The organism is Actinacidiphila sp. bgisy145, from assembly GCF_057708125.1.
In genome coordinates, this window is sequence record NZ_JBYIRL010000049.1 from 36,602 (window position 1) to 56,779 (window position 20,178).

A 20,178-nucleotide genomic window follows, 5' to 3' on the forward strand; every position below is an offset into this window, starting at 1 on the left:
GACCGCATGCGCGTACTCGTCACCGGTGGCGCGGGATTCATCGGGTCCCACATCGTCGCCGCCCTGCTGGCCGGCGGCCACGAACCGGTCGTGCTCGACGCCCTGCTCCCCACCGCCCACCCGGTTACCCCGCCGGCACCGCCGCAGGCCGAGTGGTTCAGGGCGGACGTCAGAGATCCCACGGCGGTGACGCGGGCGCTGCGAGGTGTCGACGCCGTGTGCCACCAAGCGGCCATGGTGGGGCTGGGCAAGGACTTCTCCGACGCACCCGCCTACGTCGACTGCAACGACCGGGGAACCGCCGTCCTGCTCGCGGCCATGGCCCGGACCGGGGTGCGGAAGCTGGTGCTCGCCGGTTCCATGGTGGTGTACGGGGAAGGACGTTACGACTGCCCGCGCCACGGACGGGTGACGCCCGGACCACGCCGCGTGGACGACCTCGCCGCCGGCCGCTTCGAACCGGGATGCCCGCACTGTGGAGCCGAGCTCGCCTCCGGCCTGGTCAGGGAGGACGCGCCCACCGATCCCCGCAACGTGTACGCGGCGACCAAACTCGCCCAGGAACACCTGGCCGCCTCCTGGGCACGCGCGACCGGCTCGCGGGCGGTGTCCCTGCGCTACCACAACGTCTACGGCCCCGGGATGCCGCGAGACACCCCCTACGCGGGCGTGGCCTCCTTCTTCCGCTCGGCACTGGCCCGCGGTGAGGCCCCCAGTGTCTTCGAAGACGGCGGCCAGCGGCGGGACTTCGTGCACGTCCGCGATGTGGCGGTGGCCAACTCCCTCGTGCTCGGGGGCATCGCGCGTCGCCCGCCCGGCACGTTCGGCGCGTACAACACCGGCAGCGGAACCCCGCGCACCATCGGCGAGACGGCGACCGCGCTCGCCGACGCGTACGGCGGTCCGGCCCCCGTGGTCACCGGGGAGTTCCGGCTGGGCGACGTCCGCCACATCACCGCCGACTCCGCACTGCTGCGCGAGGAGTTCGGCTGGCGGCCAGAGGTCGCCTTCGCCGACGGCATCACGGAGTTCGCCCGCGCGGCGCAACGCCCGGCAGTCCCCAGCCAGCAGGCCGCGGCCGGGACCGCGGTGGCGCGGCCGTAGCGCGAACAGCGCACCGGCAGGGGCGGATGCCGCCGAGGCGGAGGTTCGCGGTGCAGACGGCCAGGACCGCGTGTCCGGCCTCCGCCCGGTGGAGGCGCGGTGCCCGCCTCGAAGGCCGGCGGCCAGGGCGCCTACCAGGCGGGGCGTGCTGCTGCTGATCCGGGTTGCGAGCAGGCGGCCGACCGCTGCGGGCCCCGTCGGCGTCGTCGTTGCCGAAGTCGGCCGACGCCCGCTCCCGGGCGCCGGCCGCCGCCCTGATCGCACTGGTCCGCCCCCCGGCCGCCGCCGTGGTGGGTCCGGGCGCTGCCTGTGTTCGCGCCGTCGCGTGATCAGGCACCGGGCCGGGGCGCGGCGTCGGGGGCTTCGGAATCGGCATTGGCCAGCACCGCGGCGAGCAGACCGGGAAAACGCTCCTCGAACTCCTCGGTGCGCAGGCGTGCGGTCTGCTGCTGGCCGGTGTGCGTACGCCAGATGAGCCCGCACGCGCGCAGCACGCGGAAGTGGTGCGAGGCGTTGGATTTGCTGATGCCCAGGGCGTTGTAGATGTCGTTGCACTCCGTCTCGCCCCGGCGGGCGAGGAGGCTGACGATCGCGAGCCGGAGCGGCTCGCTCAGCCCGTGCAGAGCCTCGGCCAGGCTGACGTCGGCCAGGTCCGCGTGAACAGGGTCTCGCATGGGTCTTCTCAGTCTCCTCGGTTGCGGAACGGCAATCGCGACGGCGGCCCTCACGCCTCAGCCGGACGGCCGCCGTCACGATCGATTGTCCCGGCCGGGAGCGGGCTCCGTGCGCCAGTGACCGTCCCGGCCATCCGCCACGCCTCACCCCCCTTCCCAAAGGTTCAACAACCACTGTACCGTTAGACCATGAATCCTCGCATCTACCTCTTAGCCCTCGGCACCTTCACGGTCGGAACGGAGGGGTACGTCATCGCCGGGGTCCTGCCCGACGTGGCGCACGACCTCCACTCGTCGGTCTCCGTGGGCGGACAGATGGTGACGGTGTTCGCTCTCGTCTACGCACTCGCCGGGCCGCCCCTGATCGGCGTCTTCCAGCAGGTCCGCCCCAAGCGTCTGCTCATCGGGGCGGCACTGGCCTTCGCGGCGGCCAATCTGCTGGCCGCCGCCGCCCCCGACATCTGGGTACTGGCCGGCGCCCGGGTGTTCGCGGCGGTGGGCGCCGCGCTCTTCGCGGCCCCGGCCGCAGCCGCCGCCGCGGCGCTGTGCACACCGGAGGAACTGCCCCGGGCGATCGCGGTGACCGCGGGCGGCAACGCCATCGCGCTCACCCTGGGAGCGCCCATCGGCACCCTGGTCGGCGGCGCGTTCGGCTGGCGCTCCGCGTTCGTGTTCGTCACCCTGCTCTCGCTGGTGACCGCCGCGGCGGTGGCGTTCGGACTGCCCGAGATCCCGGCGGCGTCCTCGTCCGTCGCCGGGCGGCTGAACCTGCTGCGCCACGGGGCCGTCCGCTGGGGTCTGGCCACCACGCTCGGCCTGTTCCTCGCCGCCTACAGCGTCTACACCTACCTGTCCCCGGTCGTGCAGCGGTCCGCCGGACTCGGCAGCAGCGGGGTGGCGTCGCTGATGATCGTCTTCGGCGCGGGCGGCTTCCTCGCCGGCCGGGTCGTCCACTCCGTACTCGCCCGCTGGCCGATCGCGGCGGTCCTGCGGACCGTCCTGCTGGTGATCGCCGGCCTGCTGGCCGTACTGACCGTGCTGACGATCACCCATGTCTCCACGGTGGCCCGGGTCGTGGAGTTCCCGCTGCTGTTCGCCTTCGGCGCCGCCTGGTGGTCCGGCGGCATCAGCCAGCAGACACGGCTGGCCGGCCTGGCACCGCAGCAGCGGCCGCAGGCCCTGGGACTGCACTTCTCCGCCCAGTTCCTGGGAGTCGCGATCGGCGGCGCACTCGGCGGGCTGGCCCTGTCGACGGTGAGCGCCGGAGCCGTTCCGGTGGTGGGCGGACTGGTCGCCCTGGCCACGCTGGTCAGCGTCCGCCAGACCATGCCGGCGCCGGCCGCAGAAGCGTCTGCCGCCGAACGGCCCGAGACGGCCGCGAGCAGCCCGACTCAGGTCCGGTGACGGTCCGGCCTGTGCCGCCGCACCCGACACGGCCCGGGGAGCGGTCAACTCGCCCGCTCCCCGCCCGCCGACCGGGAGCGCGGAGGCGCCAGCCGGAACCCCACCCCGCGGACGGTCTCGATCAGTTCCGGCACCCCGAGCTTCTTGCGCAGGCCGGCGATGTGGACGCCGAGGGTCCGGGTGTCACCGGCACCGTCGTGGCCCCAGACCGCGGTCATCAGGTGAGCCCGCGTGAAGACCCGTTCGGGGTCCGAGACCAGGACGGCCAGGAGGTCGAACTCCTTGCGGGTCACCTGCACCTCCCGATCGTGCACGGCGATCCGCCGCCGGCGCAGGTCGACGCGGACGTAGCCGATCTGGTGGACCTGGTTGTTCGGGCGCATCCGCCGTGACGGGACCGCGGTACGGGCCCGCGGCTCCCACAGAGCCAGCGCCCGCCGGCTCGCCGCCTCGACCCGGGCGGTCAACTCGCGTGCGCTGCACGGGTAGACGATGTAGTCATCGGCGCCGAGCCGGAAACTCAAGACTCGGTCCAGTTCGTCGTTCCGCGTGCTGATCATGATGACCGGTACATGCGACACCGCCCGAACTTCCTGGCAGACGTAGAATCCGTCCACATCGGCGAGAAGGACATCGAGGAATACGGCGTCGACATCGTCGCAGCGTTCCAGGACGACACCGCTCTCATGTCCCGTCTCGACTTCGTAGCCCTGCTCGCGTAAGTCCTCTGCGATACCGAAAACCAATCCCTCGTCGCGGGAAACGGCGAGAACATGCATGCGTCTGCCCCCTCTTTAAACGGCATGGCCACAGGCCGATCAGCTGGTATGACTCGGCAACCAGAAACAGGAGATCGGAAGATCAGGAATACTCACTTCGGATTTCTCCGGAAGGAGTGGAGCACCCGGAGGACAACGTGGCGCGCCGGACCTCTCCGTCGCCGCACCCGCCCCCGCCTCCACGCCGGAACCATGCGCGGCCGCTCCGGTCCACGCTCCGAAAAAACCTCTGCGACCTGCGACAATCGACCTGTCGGACACCGGACGAGCGACCGGGACGGGCAACGCTGCGAGCCAGGTCGGCCGCCGCACGCGAGCTGCGGCACATGTACGAGGCGGAAGTCGGCCGGGCGGACGCGTCGCCGTTGCCGGTACGCCCTCCATCCGCCATCCGTTCCGGTCGGCCGGCGCGCAGCACTGATGGCGGTCCGGCCCGCCGGGCACAAAGCACTGTACCTCTCCACTTTCGCGTCGATGCACATCAAATGGACTTCGGTCGGCACAACCCGTTCAGTCTACACAGGCGAAGTGACCCGTCAAGTAGACATTATGTTTAGTTTACTTGTTTTGTGGATTACAAGGCCGGCCGTTAATGGCGGCGCACATCCAGCCTCGCAACGATTGGGCGAAACGGCTGGCGGACCTCCGTATTCAGCCAGCGTCTCGTCTTGTTATGAACGCCGATTTGCGCCATTCATCGAGCGGACCGAGGATGAGGCCGACAGCCGGTCGGAGGCAGCGGAGGGACGGGAACGATGAGGAGTCAGGCCGGACGGCGCGTTCTGGTGGCCGGCGGGACCTCCGGTGTGGGGCTTGCCACCGCCAAGGAGTTCGCCGCGCTCGGGGCCGAGGTCACGGTCGTCTCGCGCAGCAAGGAGCGGGTGGACGCGGCAGTCGCCGAAGTGGGCGGCCGGTGCCGCGGCGAAGTCCTGGACCTGCGCGACGCCGACGCCGTCGCGGAGTTCTGCGCAACGGCCGAATTCGACCACGCGGTCTCCAGCACGGCAGGCGCGGCCCGGGGGCGGGCGGACGATCTGCCGCTGGCCGCGGCACGGGCGGCCATGGACAGCAAGTTCTGGAGCGCCTACCACCTCGCCCGCAGCGTACGCCTGCGCCCCGGAGGCTCGCTGACCCTGGTGACCGGCCATCTGTCAGTGCGCCCGGGGCCCGCTTCCGCGCTCCAGAGCGCCGTCAACGGCGCTCTGGAGGCACTGGTACGGGCACTGGCGCTGGAACTGGCCCCGATCCGGGTCAACGCCGTCTCCCCCGGGGTGTTGCGCACCCCGCTGTGGGACTCCCTGCCCGAGGAGGAGCGGACCCGGATGTTCACGTCCGCCGCGCAGAGGCTGCCGGCGGGCCGGGCGGGCGAGGCGTCGGACGTCGCCGACGCGATCGCCTTCCTGACGGGCAACGGTTACACCACGGGAGCCACCGTCGTCGTCGACGGGGGCGGCGTCATCGCCTGCTGAGCGCGCCCGTCGGTCAAAGAGCTCCGCCCATGCCCCGACGCCGGTCCACCCCTCCCTCCGTACACCTCGCGGCGGGAGGGAGGGGTGGCCGGCGTCTCACGCCTGTCGTGCGGCGGGGCTCTCAGGGACGACGAGGCAGCAGGAACGGCCCCCTCGGTCCTCGGCGGGCGGCCGGGCACCGGCCGTCCCGGGGCGGGTACGGGGGCCGGGCGCCGAGCTGCGTCAGCGTGCGCTCGACGATCTCCAGCAACAATTCGCGCTGCGTGCCCATCACCAGCTCACCGGGTTCGTCAGCTCCAGCCCGGACGCCGAGTCGCGCAGGGTGATCACGTCTCCGTCACGCAGTTCCACGCCGTCCTTGTGGGAGCTGACACAGGAACCCAGCAGAAGGTAGACGACCGTCCCCGGGGGGAACAGCCCGGCACGTCGCAGCAGCAGCCGTTCCATCAACGCTCGCGAGTAGATCATGGCCCGCCGACCCAGAGTGCCCTGTCTGCGCCAGACGGCCGACCCGTCGCGTTCGACGGACGCGTACACGGTGCTGACGGCCGGCAGGTCCGCGAGGACGACATCGGAACAGACGGCCGACGGGTGGAGCTTGGAGAGGTTGGCCAGGTTGCGGTGCGCGGTGCGCAGCCCGGCGTCGGAGAAGTCGTTGGCGAGGGTGTGGCCGAGGTAGACGGCCTCGCCCCGCGTGTTCACGCAGTAGATCGCGCAGTACTCGGCTTCCGTGCCGCCGCCGACGACCATGGAGGTGCCGGTCAGCGGCTGCCCTTCGGCGACGAGGAGCGATCCGGGCCCCTTGTAGTAGAAGTCCAGGTTGCCTTTCTCCACCCTGACGTCGTTCACCGCGGCGTGCGAGTACCCGAAGCTGTAGACCGCGGAGAGCGCCGGCGAGGCCGGCAGGAACGGGACTTTGACGGGCAGCCGCGCCGCGCCGGGCCGGGCGGCTGCACTGTCGGGGACGCCGAGTCCGGCGGTGTAGCGGTGCCAGGACTGTCCGCTGTCGGCGAAGTCCACCGCCAGGTCGTACCAGGACGAGGTGCCGCCGACGCCTTCCGGCGCGGGGGCGAGGGAGGCACTCACCGCCGACAGCAGGAGCGCTTGGCCGGTCGCTTCGAGCGGAGCCTCCCGCGTATTGATCGTCATGTCGTCTCTCTCACTCGATGGTGGCTGGAGGCGGTGACCGGTCACTTCTTCGCGAAGACCTTGAAGCTCCGTCCGTCCACCGCGATGTCCCGCACCTCCACCAGGCGGTCCGCGGTCTGCGGTCCGTCGGCCAGGCAGCGGGTCTCGGCGATGAGCACGCCGCCGGGAAGCAGGACCCGCTGGAGTTCCGAGAGCGGCACGGACGGGGCGGCCGGGTCGTGCTCGGCGACGACCACCTCGTAGCCGACCCGCTTGTCGTAGTGGTAGGTACCGGCGGTCTCCAGCGGCAGCGTTGTGCCGGTGAGGTCGGAGCGGACCCGGATGCGCTTCGCCTTCGCGTACGACGCCCACTGCAGCAGATAAGGGGTCAGCTCCTGCGCACCGGTGACGACATCGAGGCGGCCGCGGGCCAGCGCCGGGACCAGGCGCAACGATCCCGGCCGGACCAGCAGGGCTCGCGGGGCGGCCCCGGCGTCCTGGACGGACTCGGCGAACGGCGTGAGATCGCCGGAGCCGAGCAGTGCGCCCACGTGCTCGGCGTAGACCGTCCGCCAGTCGCGGTCGACCGCCGCCCAGTCGGAGATCCGCAGCGTCTCCTCCACGGTCAGGTGGTAGCGGCCGAGCAGAAACGCCTTGAAGGGCTGGTACTGGAGGATGCGGTCGTGGTCCCCCACGATGGAATAGTCGCCCACCCAGTTGTTGATGAACGACCGGGTCCCGACGATGCTGCCCAGGCCCAGGTAGTCGCTGTTCCAGCCGACCATGGCGTCCCGACCGACCCAGGCGTAGTCGCGCAGGGTGATCGCCGGCTGCGTCGTCATCGAGACGGTGCGCGCGCCGACCGAGGGGCGGCCGTACGCGCCGTGGTCCTGGCGCAGCAGCAGGCTGCCCGGCGAGAGCCAGGCGCCGTCGCCGATCGTGATGTCGCCGCCGGCGTTGATGCCGCTGCCCTTGCCGAACCGCACGTAACGGCCGATCCGGAGCCGCGGGATGAGGTGCGCGGCCAGCCCGTACTGGTGGTCGGCGTGCGGAGCGCTGAAGTAGGCGCCACCCTCGAAGTGCGTGGGGAGTATCCAGTGCTGCCCGGTGCCTTCCTTCACCAGCAGCGGGTCACCGCCGGTGTCCACGGCGAAGTGGCCTTCGGGCAGGCCGAGTTCGGCCGCCAGGTCGGCGAACGAGGCGGCGACCAGCCGTCCGAACTCCATCTGCTGCTGCTCATCGCCGACGGCCGAGGACCGTTTGCGCAGTTCCTTGAGCACCTGCGCATACCGCACGATCGGGTACGGGACGGCGGGCATGTCGGCGGCCAGCCTTCCCGACAACTCGCGCGGCGCGACCCGCTCCACGGTGGTGTTCACGTCGAAGTAGTCGGACTTGTCCAACAGATCTCCTTCAGAACAGCTCCCGGGGGAATCCGGCGCCTGTCCGCCGAGGCCCGCGGTCGCCGCTGACCGCCGCCTCCCGTTCCCCCGGAAGCTCACCCCGATAGCGTCGCTGCGGCCGCGAGGAGATACAAGAAAATCAGCTCTAGGTTTTCATCATTTCCGGACCGCCACATTTAAGAATTTTCAAGGAAATCACTAAAATGCCTGGTGGGAGCGTTCTTGCCGGCGACGGTGTGCAGTTGGGGCGACAAGTGGCGACGCCCCTGGCAGACGGTTTTTCGACCAGGAAATCCATCTCCAGCGCCGTTTACAGGGCTGGGGTGAGCGGTGCGCGATCATCGCCCGACGGTGCCGGAGCGGGTCCCGGGGTTTCCGCCGCAGCATTGTGGTGACGCACGTGCTGAAATCGCTTGGCACGTTGCGGGCTCCCCGGTCAGGAGCCGATGGGGCCCGCGGCCTCTCGTGGTGGTGCGCCGGTGGCGTGTCCGGGCCGGCCGCGCGTGGGCGTGCGCGGCCGGCCCGGGGGGCGCCGTTCGTCAGCCGGAGCAGGTGAGCTTGGGTGCGGCCCAGTCTCCGTGGTCGTAGGCGTTGCCGTCACCGGCGTCGCCGACCACGAGGTCGAGGGTCTGCACACCGGTCAGGTCCGCGGTGAGCTGCTGGGCGGGATCGTTGCCCCTGATCGTCCCCGTGGCGGCGAGGGTCTTGCCGTCGCCGAGCACGCTGAAGGTCATACTGCCGTTGCCCCCGGCGTCGGCGTCGTTACCCACCGTGGAGGTGAACTTCGAGCAGTTGCCGCCGAGGTAGAGGGTGACGTCGCTGATCGAGTTCGTGCCCAGTCCCTTCGGGTAGACGGTGCCGTTGATCGTGAGCGGCGAGCCGTCACCGGCGTTGGTGCCACCCACCGACTGATCGCGCTCCACCGGGCCCCAACCGTTCGTGGACGCCACGAAGTCGAGGTCACTGACGTCGTTGACGCCGGTGGGCGGCGGCGGGTTGACGACCGACACCTGGGCGTCCTGCCGCAGCCACTGCGCTACGCCCCCCTGGGCGAAGGTCGCGGTGGCGCTGATCGTGGCGGTGGCCGCCTTGTCGGTCGGCGCCGTGAGCTGCCAGGTCGCCGTCGCGCTCTGGCCGGGCTCGACCTCACCGAAGACCTGCGGCTGCGTGTCGAAGGTGAAACCAGGGGCGGCGAGGCTGATGTTGACGCCTTCCGCGGCCTTGGCGCTCTTCGGCACCGAGACGGTGGTGGTCACGTTCACCGTCTTGCCGCGCTGCACGCTCGCCGCCGACGGGGTGACCGCAAGCGCCGCGGACGGCTTGTCGTTGCCGGTCTTCGTGAACGACAGGTTGTCGAACTGGTCGGTGTCGTAGGAGGTCAGGCCCAGACCGCCCTGGCCGGCGCGGTAGCTGCTGTCGCTGACGGAGCCGATGTCCTTGCCGTCGACGGACGCGGTGATCTGCGAACCGCTGAAGGACAGGCCCAGCTTGTGCCACTTGCCGGTGCCCAGCGCGGTGGTCGCGGATCGGGTCAGCACGGTGCGGTTGCCGCTCGCGTCGCTCTTGAAGACGGTCCAGGCGCCGGTGTCACTGATCTGGAAGTAGTAGCCCTGTTGGTGGGACTGCGGGCGGTTCTGGGTGCCCGCGCGGCCGATCAGCTCGACGGTGCCGGGCTTGGCCAGTTCGACGTCGGACTGGAGCGAGTAGTTCGTCCAGGTCGGGTCGCCGACCAGGGTGAAGGCGTCGGAGTCGTCCTGCCACTCGATCGGCTTGACGGGCGCCATCTGCTGCAGGCACATCCCCCTGCGTCCGGCGGCGCACTTCTGCACCTCGAACGAACCCTGCATGTCCGAGAGGTACTTGGCCTCGGTGCCCGCGGCGTCGTTGTCGAAGGTGTCGGAGTAGGGCAGCTTCAGCGCGTGCGCGGCCGGGGCGGTGGCGGTGCCCTTGCCCTGCCCGGTCGTCGTGGTGACCGTGTAGATGTAACCCGGCTTCATGGACAGGGAGTACGTGCCGTCGGCCGACGGCGTGATGTCCTCGGTGTGCGTGAGCTGCGTCGAGGAGGTCGGGTCGTCGACGTCGGTGGCCCACACGTGCGCGGTACCGGTGGACAGGCCGCCCTTGACGGTGAAGTGCGCGGTCTGCGCGGCTGTGGCGCTGGTGGTCTCCAGGACGGTGGAGTAGTCCTTGCCGTTCGGGGACTTGAGCGTCACATAGCTTCCGTTGGACTCCGAGCCGCCGAGGTAGCCGGAGCCGTCGTCGATGAACGTCCAGCCGGGCTGGGCGAACTGGGTGACCTGCGCGGTGGCCCAGGTGTTCTCACCGATGCTGTAGTTGCCCGACCAGGGTGACCCGGCGGTGGCAAGGCCCACGGTGGAGTAAGGCAGGTTCGGGTAGATCGCGGCGATCAGCGGCCAGTTGAAGTAGCTGGTCATCTTCGCGTCGACGTAGCCGCGGGTGATCGAGCGGATCAGCGCGGGCGCGCCGGTGTTCATGTCCTGCGAGCCGTTCTCGGACGCCCACAGCGGCTTGCCGTTGTCCTGTGCGGTCTTCGTGCTGGAGCAGCTGTCGGCGGGGCCGCCGTCCCCCTGGCAGGGGTAGTGGGCGCCGATGATGGAGACCGCGTTGTCGAAGTCGGGGTCCTTGGCCATGTCGTCGGCGACGTCCCAGCCGCTGTCGTCGGCCACGATCTGCACCTTGGAGTAGCCGGCGTCGTCAAGGGCCTTGCGGAGCTGGACGTACCAGTCGGCGTCGTGGCCGCGTTCGTTCCAGCCGCCGAGGTACTTGATGTCCAGTCCGTGCTGCTTGGCGCATCCCAGCCAGGAGACGAGGTAGTCGATGGTGTCGGTGGACCAGAAGCCGCCGTTGATCCAGCCGGGCGCCGCCCATGCCAGGCCGTACAGGCCGATGTTCGGGTTGCGCTTGACCGCCTGCTCGGCGAGCCAGAACTCGTAGCCGGCGTCGCAGTTGATCTGGCCCTTGGCATGCTCGATCGACGGCTCGGAGCCGTCGGTGGAGTTGGCGTCGCCGCCGATCTCCAGCTTCAGCAGCTGAAGGTCGGCGCCGTAACCGGGCTTGAACATGTAGTCCAGGATCTGCGACTGCTGGGCGGCCGGATAGTCCGTCAGCAGCCGGGAGTTGCCCCCGCCGCCGCTGATCGCGCCGATCCCGTCGAATGTCCGGCCGCTCTTGGCCCCGTCCACGCTGATCGCCGTACCGGGGTCTGCGTGAGCCGGCGTGGCGACTGCTGCCAGCAGGGCAGCGAGCAACGCCAGCACCCACACAGAAGTGAGTCTCCGCACACGAGTCATTACCCGAGGCATGGTTGACGCCCTTCACTAGAGGAGGATGTCGCACAGTGTTTCGACGTGTTGCAGTCCCACAGCTCCAGCCGGGTGCTGTCGGCCGTGCCGCCGCCGGTGGCGTCCAGGCATCTGCCTGCCACGCCCGACCGGACCGGGCCGGTGCCTCCTGACGGCCCGGTGCCGGTCGAGCGTGAGATCGGAGTGAAGCGCTGGTCGGAGTTGTCGGTGGGGTTCCACTGCTCGTACTGGGTGTCGGAGGCACCGGAATTCCCGTCGGCGGGGGCGAGCGCGATCGTCAGCGCTGCAGCGTCATCGCGTAGATCTCGAGGTCGCTGTCGCGTTGCCAGTCGAGGCCGCCTGAGCCGGGGGCGACCCAGGCCGGGACGGACGGGGTGGTCAGGGAGAGGGAGCGGACCTGCTTTCCGGGGGCCAGGGGAACGGTCGTCTCGTAGAGGGAAGCCTTCGTCGTGGTCTTTCCGGTGCCCGCCTTGAGCTGGTAGGCGGTCGTCAGTGCGACGGAGTTGCCGAAGTCCGGGGTCTTGTTCGCCCAGCCGGTGAGTTCCAGCGGGACCGTCGCCGTGCTGCCGTCGGTGTACGTGACGACCGCGGTGGCCGACGCGGCGCCGGTGCTGCCGTTGTCGGAGGCGCCCACGATGTGGAGGCTGCCGTAGTCACCGGACGGGAGGGCGATGGCCTGGCCGGTGGACTTGACGAAGTTCTGGCTGGTGCCGGCGGTCGGGGGCGCCTGGTAGGTGACGCCGCCGAGGGTGACCGGGCCCGGTGCGGGCAGTTGGTCGGCGGCGAAGCTCAGGCCCGTGCCGTCGAAGTCGCCCTGACCGGGCGCGTCGAGCGTGGCAACGCCGTCGTTGTTGTAGGCGGTGTCCAGGTCGACGGCGCACGACGTGCCGGTCCGGATCGCGCACTTTCCGGCCGGTCCGACCACGACGGAGACGGTCTTCTTCACCGGGGCGGCGCCGGGGAGCTCGGCGGTGACCGACACGGCGTAGGTGCCCGCCGGGGTTCCGGCCGGCGCGGTGATCCGCAACCGGTCGTTCACCTGGGCGGGGAGCCCGTTCGAGGCGGCCGTCGCCGTCGTGTGCGACGGTGACACCGACCACCCCTTCGGGGCCGCGGCGGTCACGGCGACCCGCGCGGTGTGCGGGGCGGTGGCCAGCAGCGTCAGGCCGACCTGCTGCTCCGACGGGCCATCCGCCGTGGGCTGCACGGCGACCTGGTCGGGCGAGACGTCCGCGCTGAGCTGCGTCTGCGGGTTCGGCGCCGTGTCGATCGACGGCGGCGCGTCCTTCGCGGCCGTCGCCCACGCGGTGGGCGTGGTGCTCAGGGCGAAGTCGATCCGTCCGCCGTGGGCGATGTCGGACTGGCCGACCCATGCCTTGTCCCACGCCTTGCCGTTCACCTTCGCGGAGGCGATGTACCGATCGGCCATGCTGGTACCCGGCGCCGAGATCGTCAGGGTGCCGCCCTGCTGCCTCCCGTAGGCGCCGATCGTCACCTGGGCGTTCGGGAACTGCGGGGTGGTGAGGACGTCGAAGTTGCCGCCACTGGTCGTCGGGTAGAGGCCCAGCGACGACATCACGTACCAGGAGGACATCTCCCCCATGTCGTCGTTGCCCGGGATGCCGCCGGGGGTGTTGGTGAACAGGGTCTCCTGCGCCTTGACCACGGTCGCGGTGTTGCCGGGCTGCCCGGTCCACGCGTACAGGTACGGCGCGATGAGGTTCGGCTCGTTGTTGGGGTTGTACTTCGTGGAGTCGTAGTAGTCGTACGGGTCGCTGACCCACTCCGTGTGCGCGGTCCCCGACGGGTCGGAGAGGAGGTCGTCGTACGCGAAGAAGTCGTTCAGCCGGCTGGTCGTCGCGGCCTTGCCGCCCAGCATGCCGACGAGCCCCGCCGGGTCCTGCGGCACCAGCCACTGGTACTGGGTCGCGTTCTGCTCGTGGAAAGCGTGGTCGCTCGTCACCGGGTCGTACGGGGCCAGCCAGGTGCCGTCGGTGGCGGTGCGCGGCCGGAACTGGCTGGTCTGCGTGTCGAAGACGTTCTTGTAGGACTGGCCGCGCTCGGCGAACATCGCGGCGTCGGCCGGGTGGCCGAGGCCCTTCGCCATCAGCGCCAGTGAGGCGTCGGCCGCCGCGTACTCCAGCGTGGCCGACGTGCCGTAGTAGCAGTCGTTGTCGTTGGACTTGGTCGGGCAGCAGTTGCCGCTCGTGCCCGGGGCGCAGTCGGCGTTCGGCTTGATGTTGAGGCCGTAGGGGATGTATCCGCGGTCCGCGTAGTACGCCACCCCGGCGCGCCCGTTCTCCCGGACGTCGGCGGCCGGTACCTCGGTCGCGTTCGCCCGCAGGTACCGGTACGCCTCCTGCGCGTCCGCCCCGGTGAGCAGCCCCTTCGACCAGCCCTCGACCAGGAACGGCGTGACCGGGTCGCCGGTCATGATGTTGCCCTCCTGGTCCTCCAGGTACCAGCGCGGCAGCCCGCCGCCCTCCCGCGCGACCGCCAGGATCGACATGTCGATGTCGTGCGCGACCTTAGGGACCAGCGTCTCCAGAAGCTGGTTCTGCGTCCGGAACGTGTCCCACAGCGAGAAGTTGCTGTAGGGGGCGTAGCCGTTCGCGGTGTGCAGCTTCTTGTCGGCTCCGACATAGCGCCCGTCGACGTCACCGATGAGGTTCGGATCGAGCATGGAGTGGTAGAGCGCCGTGTAGTACGCGACCTGCTGGTCGTGCGAGCCGCCGCCGATCGCGGCCCTGTGCAGCATCGTGTTCCACTGCTTGTTCAGCGCCTTGTGGGCCGCCTCGAAGTCGAATCCGAGCTTCCCGGTCTCCGTCGAGAGGTTCTTCCGGGCGCCGGCGAGCCCGGTGAAGGACAGGCCCACCTTCGCGACCACCGGAGCGTCGTTCTTCGTCGTGTCGAACGTGACCCACGCCCCGTTGGCGCCCTTCGCGGCCGAGTCACGCGATCCCGTGCTGCGGTCGGTGCCCTTCCAGGTGCCGTACGACGTGAACGGCCGGCTCAGCTGGGCGACGAAGTAGGTCTTCTTGGAGTCCTCGACCCACCCCTCGACCGTGCGGTCGCCGACGACGTGGATCTCGGACTCGCTCACTCCGGAGCCGGCGTTGAACATCACGTTCGCCTGGCTCGTCCGCGGGAACGTGTACTGCTGCCACCCGGTCCGCGCGGTCGCCGTCAGCCCGACGGCCACGCCGTACTTGTCGAGCTTCGTCCCGTAGTAGTCGGGGGCCGTCGTCTCGTCGGTGTGGCTGAACGTCGAGGCGTACTGCGCCGGATCGGTCGTGCTCACCTCGCCGGTGGTGGGCATCATCGGCAGGTAGTTGAACCGGCAGCCGTTGATGGTGGTCTGGCTGAACCCGGTGACGGTGCCGGCGGACTCGGTGTCACATCCGGTGCCGCCGGCCGTCTTCACCAGCGGGCTCTCCTGCACCAGGCCGAACGGCGCGCCCGCGGCCGGGAAGTCCAGTCCCTCGTTCTCCGTCCCGATGAACGGATTGACCAGCTTGGTCAGATCGCTCCCCGCTCCGGGCACCGCGTCGGAGGCCGCCACGGACTGGGGGGCGGCGTGCGCGCTCACCGCCGTCCCGGCGGACCCGGCCAGAGCGAGGGCGACGCACAGTGCCGCCGCCCGCAGTCGACCCGTGGTGCGTCGTGCCGTCGGCCTGTTCCGGCTTGTTGCGTATCGCGTGGAATGCATAGCGTCCTCACCGCGTTGCCACTCGAAGACATCGTTGTCATGCGCAGAACGACGGTAGGTCGACAAGCCATCACCCGCAAGGGGTGCGGCACCCTGCCGAGACGGCATCGGCTGGGGCGGACGACCCGGAGCCGGGGCTGCCCGGCGCCGCATCGATTCCTCGGTGCGGTCGTCGTCGTGCTCCCGCGCCAGAAGGCGATGCCGGCGTGCCGGAGGTCGTAGGGCCGTTCTGCGAGCGGCAGGGTCGGCTCGTCCGCGGTCGGCGCGGCGGCCCGCGCTGGTGGGCGCCCTTTGCCGACCGGAACGGGGCGGGTGGCGGCCGGTGGTCTGCCGGCTGCCACCCGCCCCGCGGCTCACACGACGAGCGACAGCAGCATCACGAAACCGAGGGCGACCACCGAGATCACCGTCTCCATCGCCGACCAGGTCTTCAGCGTCTGCGGGATGTCCATCCCGAAGTACTCCTTGACCAGCCAGAAACCCGCGTCGTTGACGTGCGAGAAGAACAGCGAGCCGGCGCCGACCGCGAGCACCAGCAGCGCGGTGTGGGTGCTCGACATGTTCGCGGCGAGCGGGGCGACCAGGCCGGACGCCGAGATGATCGCCACCGTCGCCGAGCCGGTGGCCACCCGGATCAGCACCGCGATCAGCCAGCCGAGCAGCAGCGCGGAGATGTGCCAGCCGTCCGACCAGTCGAGGATCATCTTGCCGACGCCGCAGTCGATCAGGGTCTGCTTGAACCCGCCGCCGGCACCGACGATCAGCAGGATTCCGGCGATCGGCATCAGCGAGGAGTCCACGGTCGCGGAGATGCGGTCCTTGCTGAAGCCGGCCGCCCGGCCGAGCGTGAACATGGCCACGACGACGGCCGCGAGCAGGGCGATCAGCGGGGTGCCGATGACGTCGAACACCCGGTAGACCAAGGACTTCTTGTCGTCCACGATGACGTCGACGAGCGCCTTGGAGAGCATCAGCACGACCGGCAGCAGCATCGTGCACACCGTCGCCGCGAAGCTCGGACGGCGCTCCAGCTCGTCGGAGGCCCGGGCCGGCGTCATGCGGTCCGGCGGGGTGACGTCCACCCAGCGGGAGGCGACGCGGCCGAACAGCGGGCCGGCGATCGCCAGGGTGGGCAGGGCGACCAGCACGCCGAGCGCGAGCGTGGTGCCCAGGTCCGCGTGGATCGCGTCGATCGCCGCCAGCGGACCCGGGTGCGGCGGCACCAGGCCGTGCATCACGGACAGGCCCGCCAGCGCGGGTATGCCGATCCGGATCAGCGACTGGCCACTGCGCCGGGCCACCAGGAGCACCACCGGGATCAGCAGCACGATGCCGACCTCGAAGAACAGCGGCAGCCCGATGAGGCCGGCGATCAGCGCCATCGCCCAGGGCAGCCGCTTCTCGCTCGTCCTGGCCAGGATGGTGTCGACGATCTGGTCCGCGCCCCCGGAGTCCGCCAGCAGCTTGCCGAGGATGGCGCCGAGCGCGATCAGCGTGCCGACGCTCGCCACCGTCGAGCCCAGCCCGGTGGTGAAGCTGGTGACGGTGTCGGCCAGCGATGCGCCGGCCACCGCGCCGAGCACCCCCGAACCGATGGTGAGGGCCAGGAAGGCGTGCACCTTCCAGCGGGTGATGAGCAGCACGATGACGGCGATGCCGGCCAGCGCGGCCAGGGCGAGGCGGGTGTGGCCCGCGTCGGCGATCGGGGGCGGGGTGGCGGCGGCCAGCAGCTCGACGCTGAGTGCGGACACGAGGGGCTCCAAGGGGACGGGACAGCGGGGGGGACATCGGGCACGCACACCGGGGAAGGTGCGGGACCGTGCGGGACCGTGCGAGGGCGGGCGGCGACGGGTGGGGGGCGGTCCGCGCGGAACGAGGAGGTTCCGGCGGTCAGACAGCGGTCAGACGGCGTCCAGGCGCTGCGGCAGTGCGGCGAGCGCCCGTTCGGCGATCTCCTGCGGACCGCCGGTGATGGACACCACCGCGCCCGCCTCGTCGGCGTCGAGCGGCTCCAGTTCCTCCAGTTGCGAGGCGAGCAGGCCCGACGGCATGAAGTGCTGCGTCCGGGCGGCCAGCCGGGAGGCGATGAGCTCCGGCGGGCCGTCCAGGTGGAGGAAGAACAGGCCGGGCGCGTCGGCGCGCAGCCGGTCACGGTAGCGGCGGCGCAGTGCCGAGCAGCTCACCACGCCGCTGCGGTCGCCGCGTTCGGCGATCCATCCGGCGATCGCGTCGAGCCAGGGAGCCCGGTCGGCGTCGTTCAGCGGGTGGCCGGCCGACATCTTGGCGATGTTGGCCGCCGGGTGGAAATCGTCGGCCTCGGCGTAGGGCACGCCGAGGCGCTGCGCCAGCAGGCCGCCGACCGTGGATTTGCCGGAGCCGGAGACTCCCATGACCACGATCACGGGGAGCGGCGCGGAGGCGGCGGCCGTCATGCTTCCTCCCTTTCTGCGGGGTGTTCCGTGGTGTCGGACGGGTGCGGACACCGCCGGGTGGTGGTCAGGGGCCCCGTCCGGCGGCGTGGCGACCACTGAACACCCATAGGTACTACTTATTCAAGAGGATGTGAAGCAAACGTCATACGACTGTGATGACCGGTCGGCGGACCGGCCGCCCGGTCGGCTCTACGCTTGGCGCATGCCTCAGCAGGATTCCCCGCGCGACCAGCGGGAGCGCAGTGCGGGCGGCGGCCTGCACTCCCGCGTGCTGGCCGAACTCGGCCCGGCCATCGCCTCGGGCGAGCACCCGCCCGGCACGGTGTTGCGGATCGACGAACTGGAGTCCCGCTACGGCGTCTCGCGCACGGTGGTGCGGGAGGCGGTGCGGGTGCTGGAGGCGATGCACCTGGTCGAGTCGCGCCGCCGGGTGGGCGTCACCGTGCGCCGCACCGAGGAGTGGAACGTGTTCGACCCGGCCGTCATCCGCTGGCGGCTGGCCGGCGCCGACCGGCCCCGCCAGCTCCGGTCGCTGACCACGCTGCGCACGGCGGTGGAACCGGTCGCCGCCGGACTGGCCGCGGCCACGGCCACGCCCGAACAGTGCCGCGAACTCACCATGCTGGCCGCGGAGATGGCGGCGGCGGGGCGCGCTGCGGACCTGGCCGCCTATCTGGTGCACGACATCGCGTTCCACCGCGTGGTGCTGAACGCCTCCGGCAACGAGATGTTCGCCCGGCTCGGGGACGTCGTGGCCGAGGTGCTCACCGGACGCACCGAGCACCACGTGATGTTCACCGCGCCCGATCCGGAGGCGGTCACCCTGCACGTGCGGGTGGCCGAGGCCGTCCGGGCGAGCGACGCGGTCGCCGCGGAGTCCCTGATGCGGGAGATCTGCGTCGGAGCGCTGCGCGAGCTGGACATCCTGGCGCCGTAGGGACCGCCCCCGAGCGTCACCGGGGCGCTACGACCGGGACCACTTCTGGTTGCTGCCGCCGTTGCAGTTCCACAGTTCCACCAACGCGCCATCGGCCGTGGCGGCGCCGGTCACGTCCAAGCACAGGCCGGACTGCACGTTGGTCACGCTGCCGTCGGCGTTGAGGCTCCACTGCTGGTTGGTGCCGCCGTTGCAGTCGTAGATGATCACCGGTGTGCCGGCGGTGCCGCCCTTGCCCGAGGCGTCCAGACACTTGTCGCCGTACGCGACCAGTTCCTGCGACGAGTTGAGCGTCCACGACTGGTTGGTGCCGCCGTTGCAGTCCCAGATGTCGGTCTGCACGCCGTTGGCCGTACTGACGTTGGGAATGTCGAGGCAGCGGTCGGAACCGGCGCCACGCAGCACCCCGCTGGTGCCGCCGCCTCCGCCGCCATTGCCGCCGCCGGGGTTGCCGCCCGTGCCCCACCCCCACTGAAGGCGGTCCAGGCCGGACTGGTTGGTGACGCCCACCGAGAGGTCGGTGCCGCTGCCGCTCAGGGTGGTGATGGCGCACGAGGCGTTCTCACAGGGCCCGGGGCCCTGGCTCTGGGTCGCGCCCTTCACACCCGTCCACAGGACGGAGCCGATGCCCATACTGCGCACCGTGTCCGTGATGGCGTACAGGTACGACAGGTCGTTGTTGCCGTCTTTGGGTCCGTTGTAGTTGACGCCGGTGTTCATGGGGACACCGAACTCGGTCAGCACGGCACGGTCGGCGTTCCCGCACAGGTTGCCGGTGAAGTCGCTGACCCATGCGGCCTCCGTGGTGTGCGAGTCGCCGAACATGCCGTAGATGTGGATCGACAGCAGTGTGCCGGACAGGCGTGAGTCGGCGCCGACGGCACACAGGTTTCCGTCGGAGTACAGTCCGGGCACGATCACGTGGCCGCGGGGGAGGTCGGGGTAGCGCGCGAGCCAGGTGGCCTCGAAGTCGGTCAGATCCGTGGCGTCGTACCCGTAGGGCTCGTTCATGATGTCGAAGTAGAAGTTGCCGTGGCCGCCGTACTTGTCGATCATCGTGTCCCACATCTGGTAGAAGGACGCGCTGTCGCTCACCTTGCCGCCTTGTAACCAGGGGGCCACGATGACGTTCATGCCCAGCGCGGTGGCGGCGTCCAGGGCGGCGGTGTAGGTGTTCCACCAGGTCCCGGAGGTGGTCGCCGCGTTGAACCCCATCCGGACGGTGTTGGCCCCGAGGTTCTGGAAGCCTGTGAGGATGGCCGTGGACTTCGTGTAGGCGGTCGCGTAGCTGTCCGAGGTCGACAGGCCGACGGGGACGTTCGGGCCTGTGATGAAGTTGTCGTCCGGGTCGGCCCAGTTCACTCCGTGGAACTGGCTGGTGGACGCGGCGGCGGTCGCCGAAGCGGCGTGTGCCGTGCCACCGCCTGCCAGCAACCCGGCCGCCATCAGGGCGACGGTTGCCAGGGCGGCGGTCATGCGCGTGACTGTGCTGATCACTGCGGTCTCCTCGCGGTGTGTGTCCACTGCTGGTTGGTCTGGCCGGTGGCCGGTGGCTTAGCCATCACGTCCAGGCCGCCGGCGGAGGACAGGGGCGTCCGTGCGGGCCGAGCGGGTGTCCACGAGCGTGGCGCCTCGAAGCGCGATGACCGGTCGGCGGGCTCGAAGCGGTGTCTGCGTGGACCGGTCGGCCCGGTCCACGCAGACACCGCCTTCATGGCCGCACAGGTGCGGGTGCCGTGCGGCGGCCCGTCATCACGGCGGGCCGGTCACGGGCCGGAACCCGGTCGGGCCGCGGGCCGGTGGGGTGGGGTCAGCC

The 20,178-nt window shown here is 70.6% G+C and carries 13 protein-coding genes; 4 read left to right on the forward strand and 9 right to left on the reverse strand.

Features of this window, described 5'->3' with window-relative positions; genetic code table 11:
- Positions 1 to 6 precede the first annotated feature (6 nt).
- On the forward strand, positions 7 to 1,104 hold the full coding sequence (locus AC3ERT_RS32035; protein WP_435178342.1) for an NAD-dependent epimerase/dehydratase family protein: 1,098 nt from the start codon (positions 7 to 9) through the stop codon (positions 1,102 to 1,104).
- A gap of 329 nt (positions 1,105 to 1,433) precedes the next feature.
- On the opposite strand, the gene AC3ERT_RS32040 is transcribed toward AC3ERT_RS32035, so the two are convergent.
- Entirely contained in the window at positions 1,434 to 1,778 is a 345-nt protein-coding gene (locus AC3ERT_RS32040; RefSeq protein ID WP_335980179.1) for an ArsR/SmtB family transcription factor, read from the reverse strand.
- A 189-nt stretch (positions 1,779 to 1,967) separates the two neighbouring features.
- On the opposite strand from AC3ERT_RS32040, the gene AC3ERT_RS32045 reads away from it, so the two are divergent.
- The gene (locus tag AC3ERT_RS32045) at positions 1,968 to 3,182 is read left to right on the forward strand and encodes an MFS transporter (protein WP_435136954.1); all 1,215 of its coding nucleotides are present in this window, start codon (positions 1,968 to 1,970) and stop codon (positions 3,180 to 3,182) included.
- A gap of 44 nt (positions 3,183 to 3,226) precedes the next feature.
- Here the strand turns inward: AC3ERT_RS32045 and AC3ERT_RS32050 are convergent, their stop codons facing one another.
- Positions 3,227 to 3,961 carry a response regulator transcription factor gene (locus AC3ERT_RS32050; RefSeq protein ID WP_435136951.1) on the reverse strand — a complete coding sequence of 245 codons (735 nt, stop codon included), beginning with the start codon at positions 3,959 to 3,961 and terminating at the stop codon, positions 3,227 to 3,229.
- 755 nt (positions 3,962 to 4,716) lie between these two features.
- Here AC3ERT_RS32050 and AC3ERT_RS32055 point away from each other — a divergent pair.
- Positions 4,717 to 5,430 (forward strand): SDR family oxidoreductase, encoded by a 714-nt coding sequence (locus tag AC3ERT_RS32055; RefSeq protein ID WP_335980169.1) that lies wholly within the window; start codon positions 4,717 to 4,719, stop codon positions 5,428 to 5,430.
- A gap of 270 nt (positions 5,431 to 5,700) precedes the next feature.
- On the opposite strand, the gene AC3ERT_RS32060 is transcribed toward AC3ERT_RS32055, so the two are convergent.
- From AC3ERT_RS32060 to AC3ERT_RS32085, 6 genes are all read right to left on the reverse strand, one after another.
- Positions 5,701 to 6,579 (reverse strand): hypothetical protein, encoded by an 879-nt coding sequence (locus AC3ERT_RS32060; RefSeq protein ID WP_435178345.1) that lies wholly within the window; start codon positions 6,577 to 6,579, stop codon positions 5,701 to 5,703.
- A gap of 41 nt (positions 6,580 to 6,620) precedes the next feature.
- Positions 6,621 to 7,961 carry an acyltransferase gene (locus AC3ERT_RS32065; protein WP_435178347.1) on the reverse strand — a complete coding sequence of 447 codons (1,341 nt, stop codon included), beginning with the start codon at positions 7,959 to 7,961 and terminating at the stop codon, positions 6,621 to 6,623.
- 539 nt (positions 7,962 to 8,500) lie between these two features.
- Positions 8,501 to 11,164 (reverse strand): NPCBM/NEW2 domain-containing protein, encoded by a 2,664-nt coding sequence (locus tag AC3ERT_RS32070; RefSeq protein WP_435178349.1) that lies wholly within the window; start codon positions 11,162 to 11,164, stop codon positions 8,501 to 8,503.
- 397 nt (positions 11,165 to 11,561) lie between these two features.
- Positions 11,562 to 14,873 carry a GH92 family glycosyl hydrolase gene (locus AC3ERT_RS32075; protein WP_435178351.1) on the reverse strand — a complete coding sequence of 1,104 codons (3,312 nt, stop codon included), beginning with the start codon at positions 14,871 to 14,873 and terminating at the stop codon, positions 11,562 to 11,564.
- A 473-nt stretch (positions 14,874 to 15,346) separates the two neighbouring features.
- Complete coding sequence (locus AC3ERT_RS32080) at positions 15,347 to 16,744, reverse strand: GntP family permease (protein ID WP_335980154.1); 1,398 nt, start codon at positions 16,742 to 16,744, stop codon at positions 15,347 to 15,349.
- 150 nt (positions 16,745 to 16,894) lie between these two features.
- Positions 16,895 to 17,425: a gluconokinase gene (locus AC3ERT_RS32085; RefSeq protein ID WP_335980153.1), complete on the reverse strand. Its 531-nt coding sequence runs from the start codon at positions 17,423 to 17,425 to the stop codon at positions 16,895 to 16,897.
- A 202-nt stretch (positions 17,426 to 17,627) separates the two neighbouring features.
- Between AC3ERT_RS32085 and AC3ERT_RS32090 the strand changes: the two genes are divergently transcribed.
- Positions 17,628 to 18,362 carry a FadR/GntR family transcriptional regulator gene (locus AC3ERT_RS32090; RefSeq protein WP_335980151.1) on the forward strand — a complete coding sequence of 245 codons (735 nt, stop codon included), beginning with the start codon at positions 17,628 to 17,630 and terminating at the stop codon, positions 18,360 to 18,362.
- A gap of 27 nt (positions 18,363 to 18,389) precedes the next feature.
- Here AC3ERT_RS32090 and AC3ERT_RS32095 read toward each other — a convergent pair whose 3' ends face one another.
- Positions 18,390 to 19,859, reverse strand: a complete 1,470-nt coding sequence (locus AC3ERT_RS32095) for a ricin-type beta-trefoil lectin domain protein (protein ID WP_435138063.1) — start codon at positions 19,857 to 19,859, stop codon at positions 18,390 to 18,392.
- Positions 19,860 to 20,178: the final 319 nt, after the last annotated feature.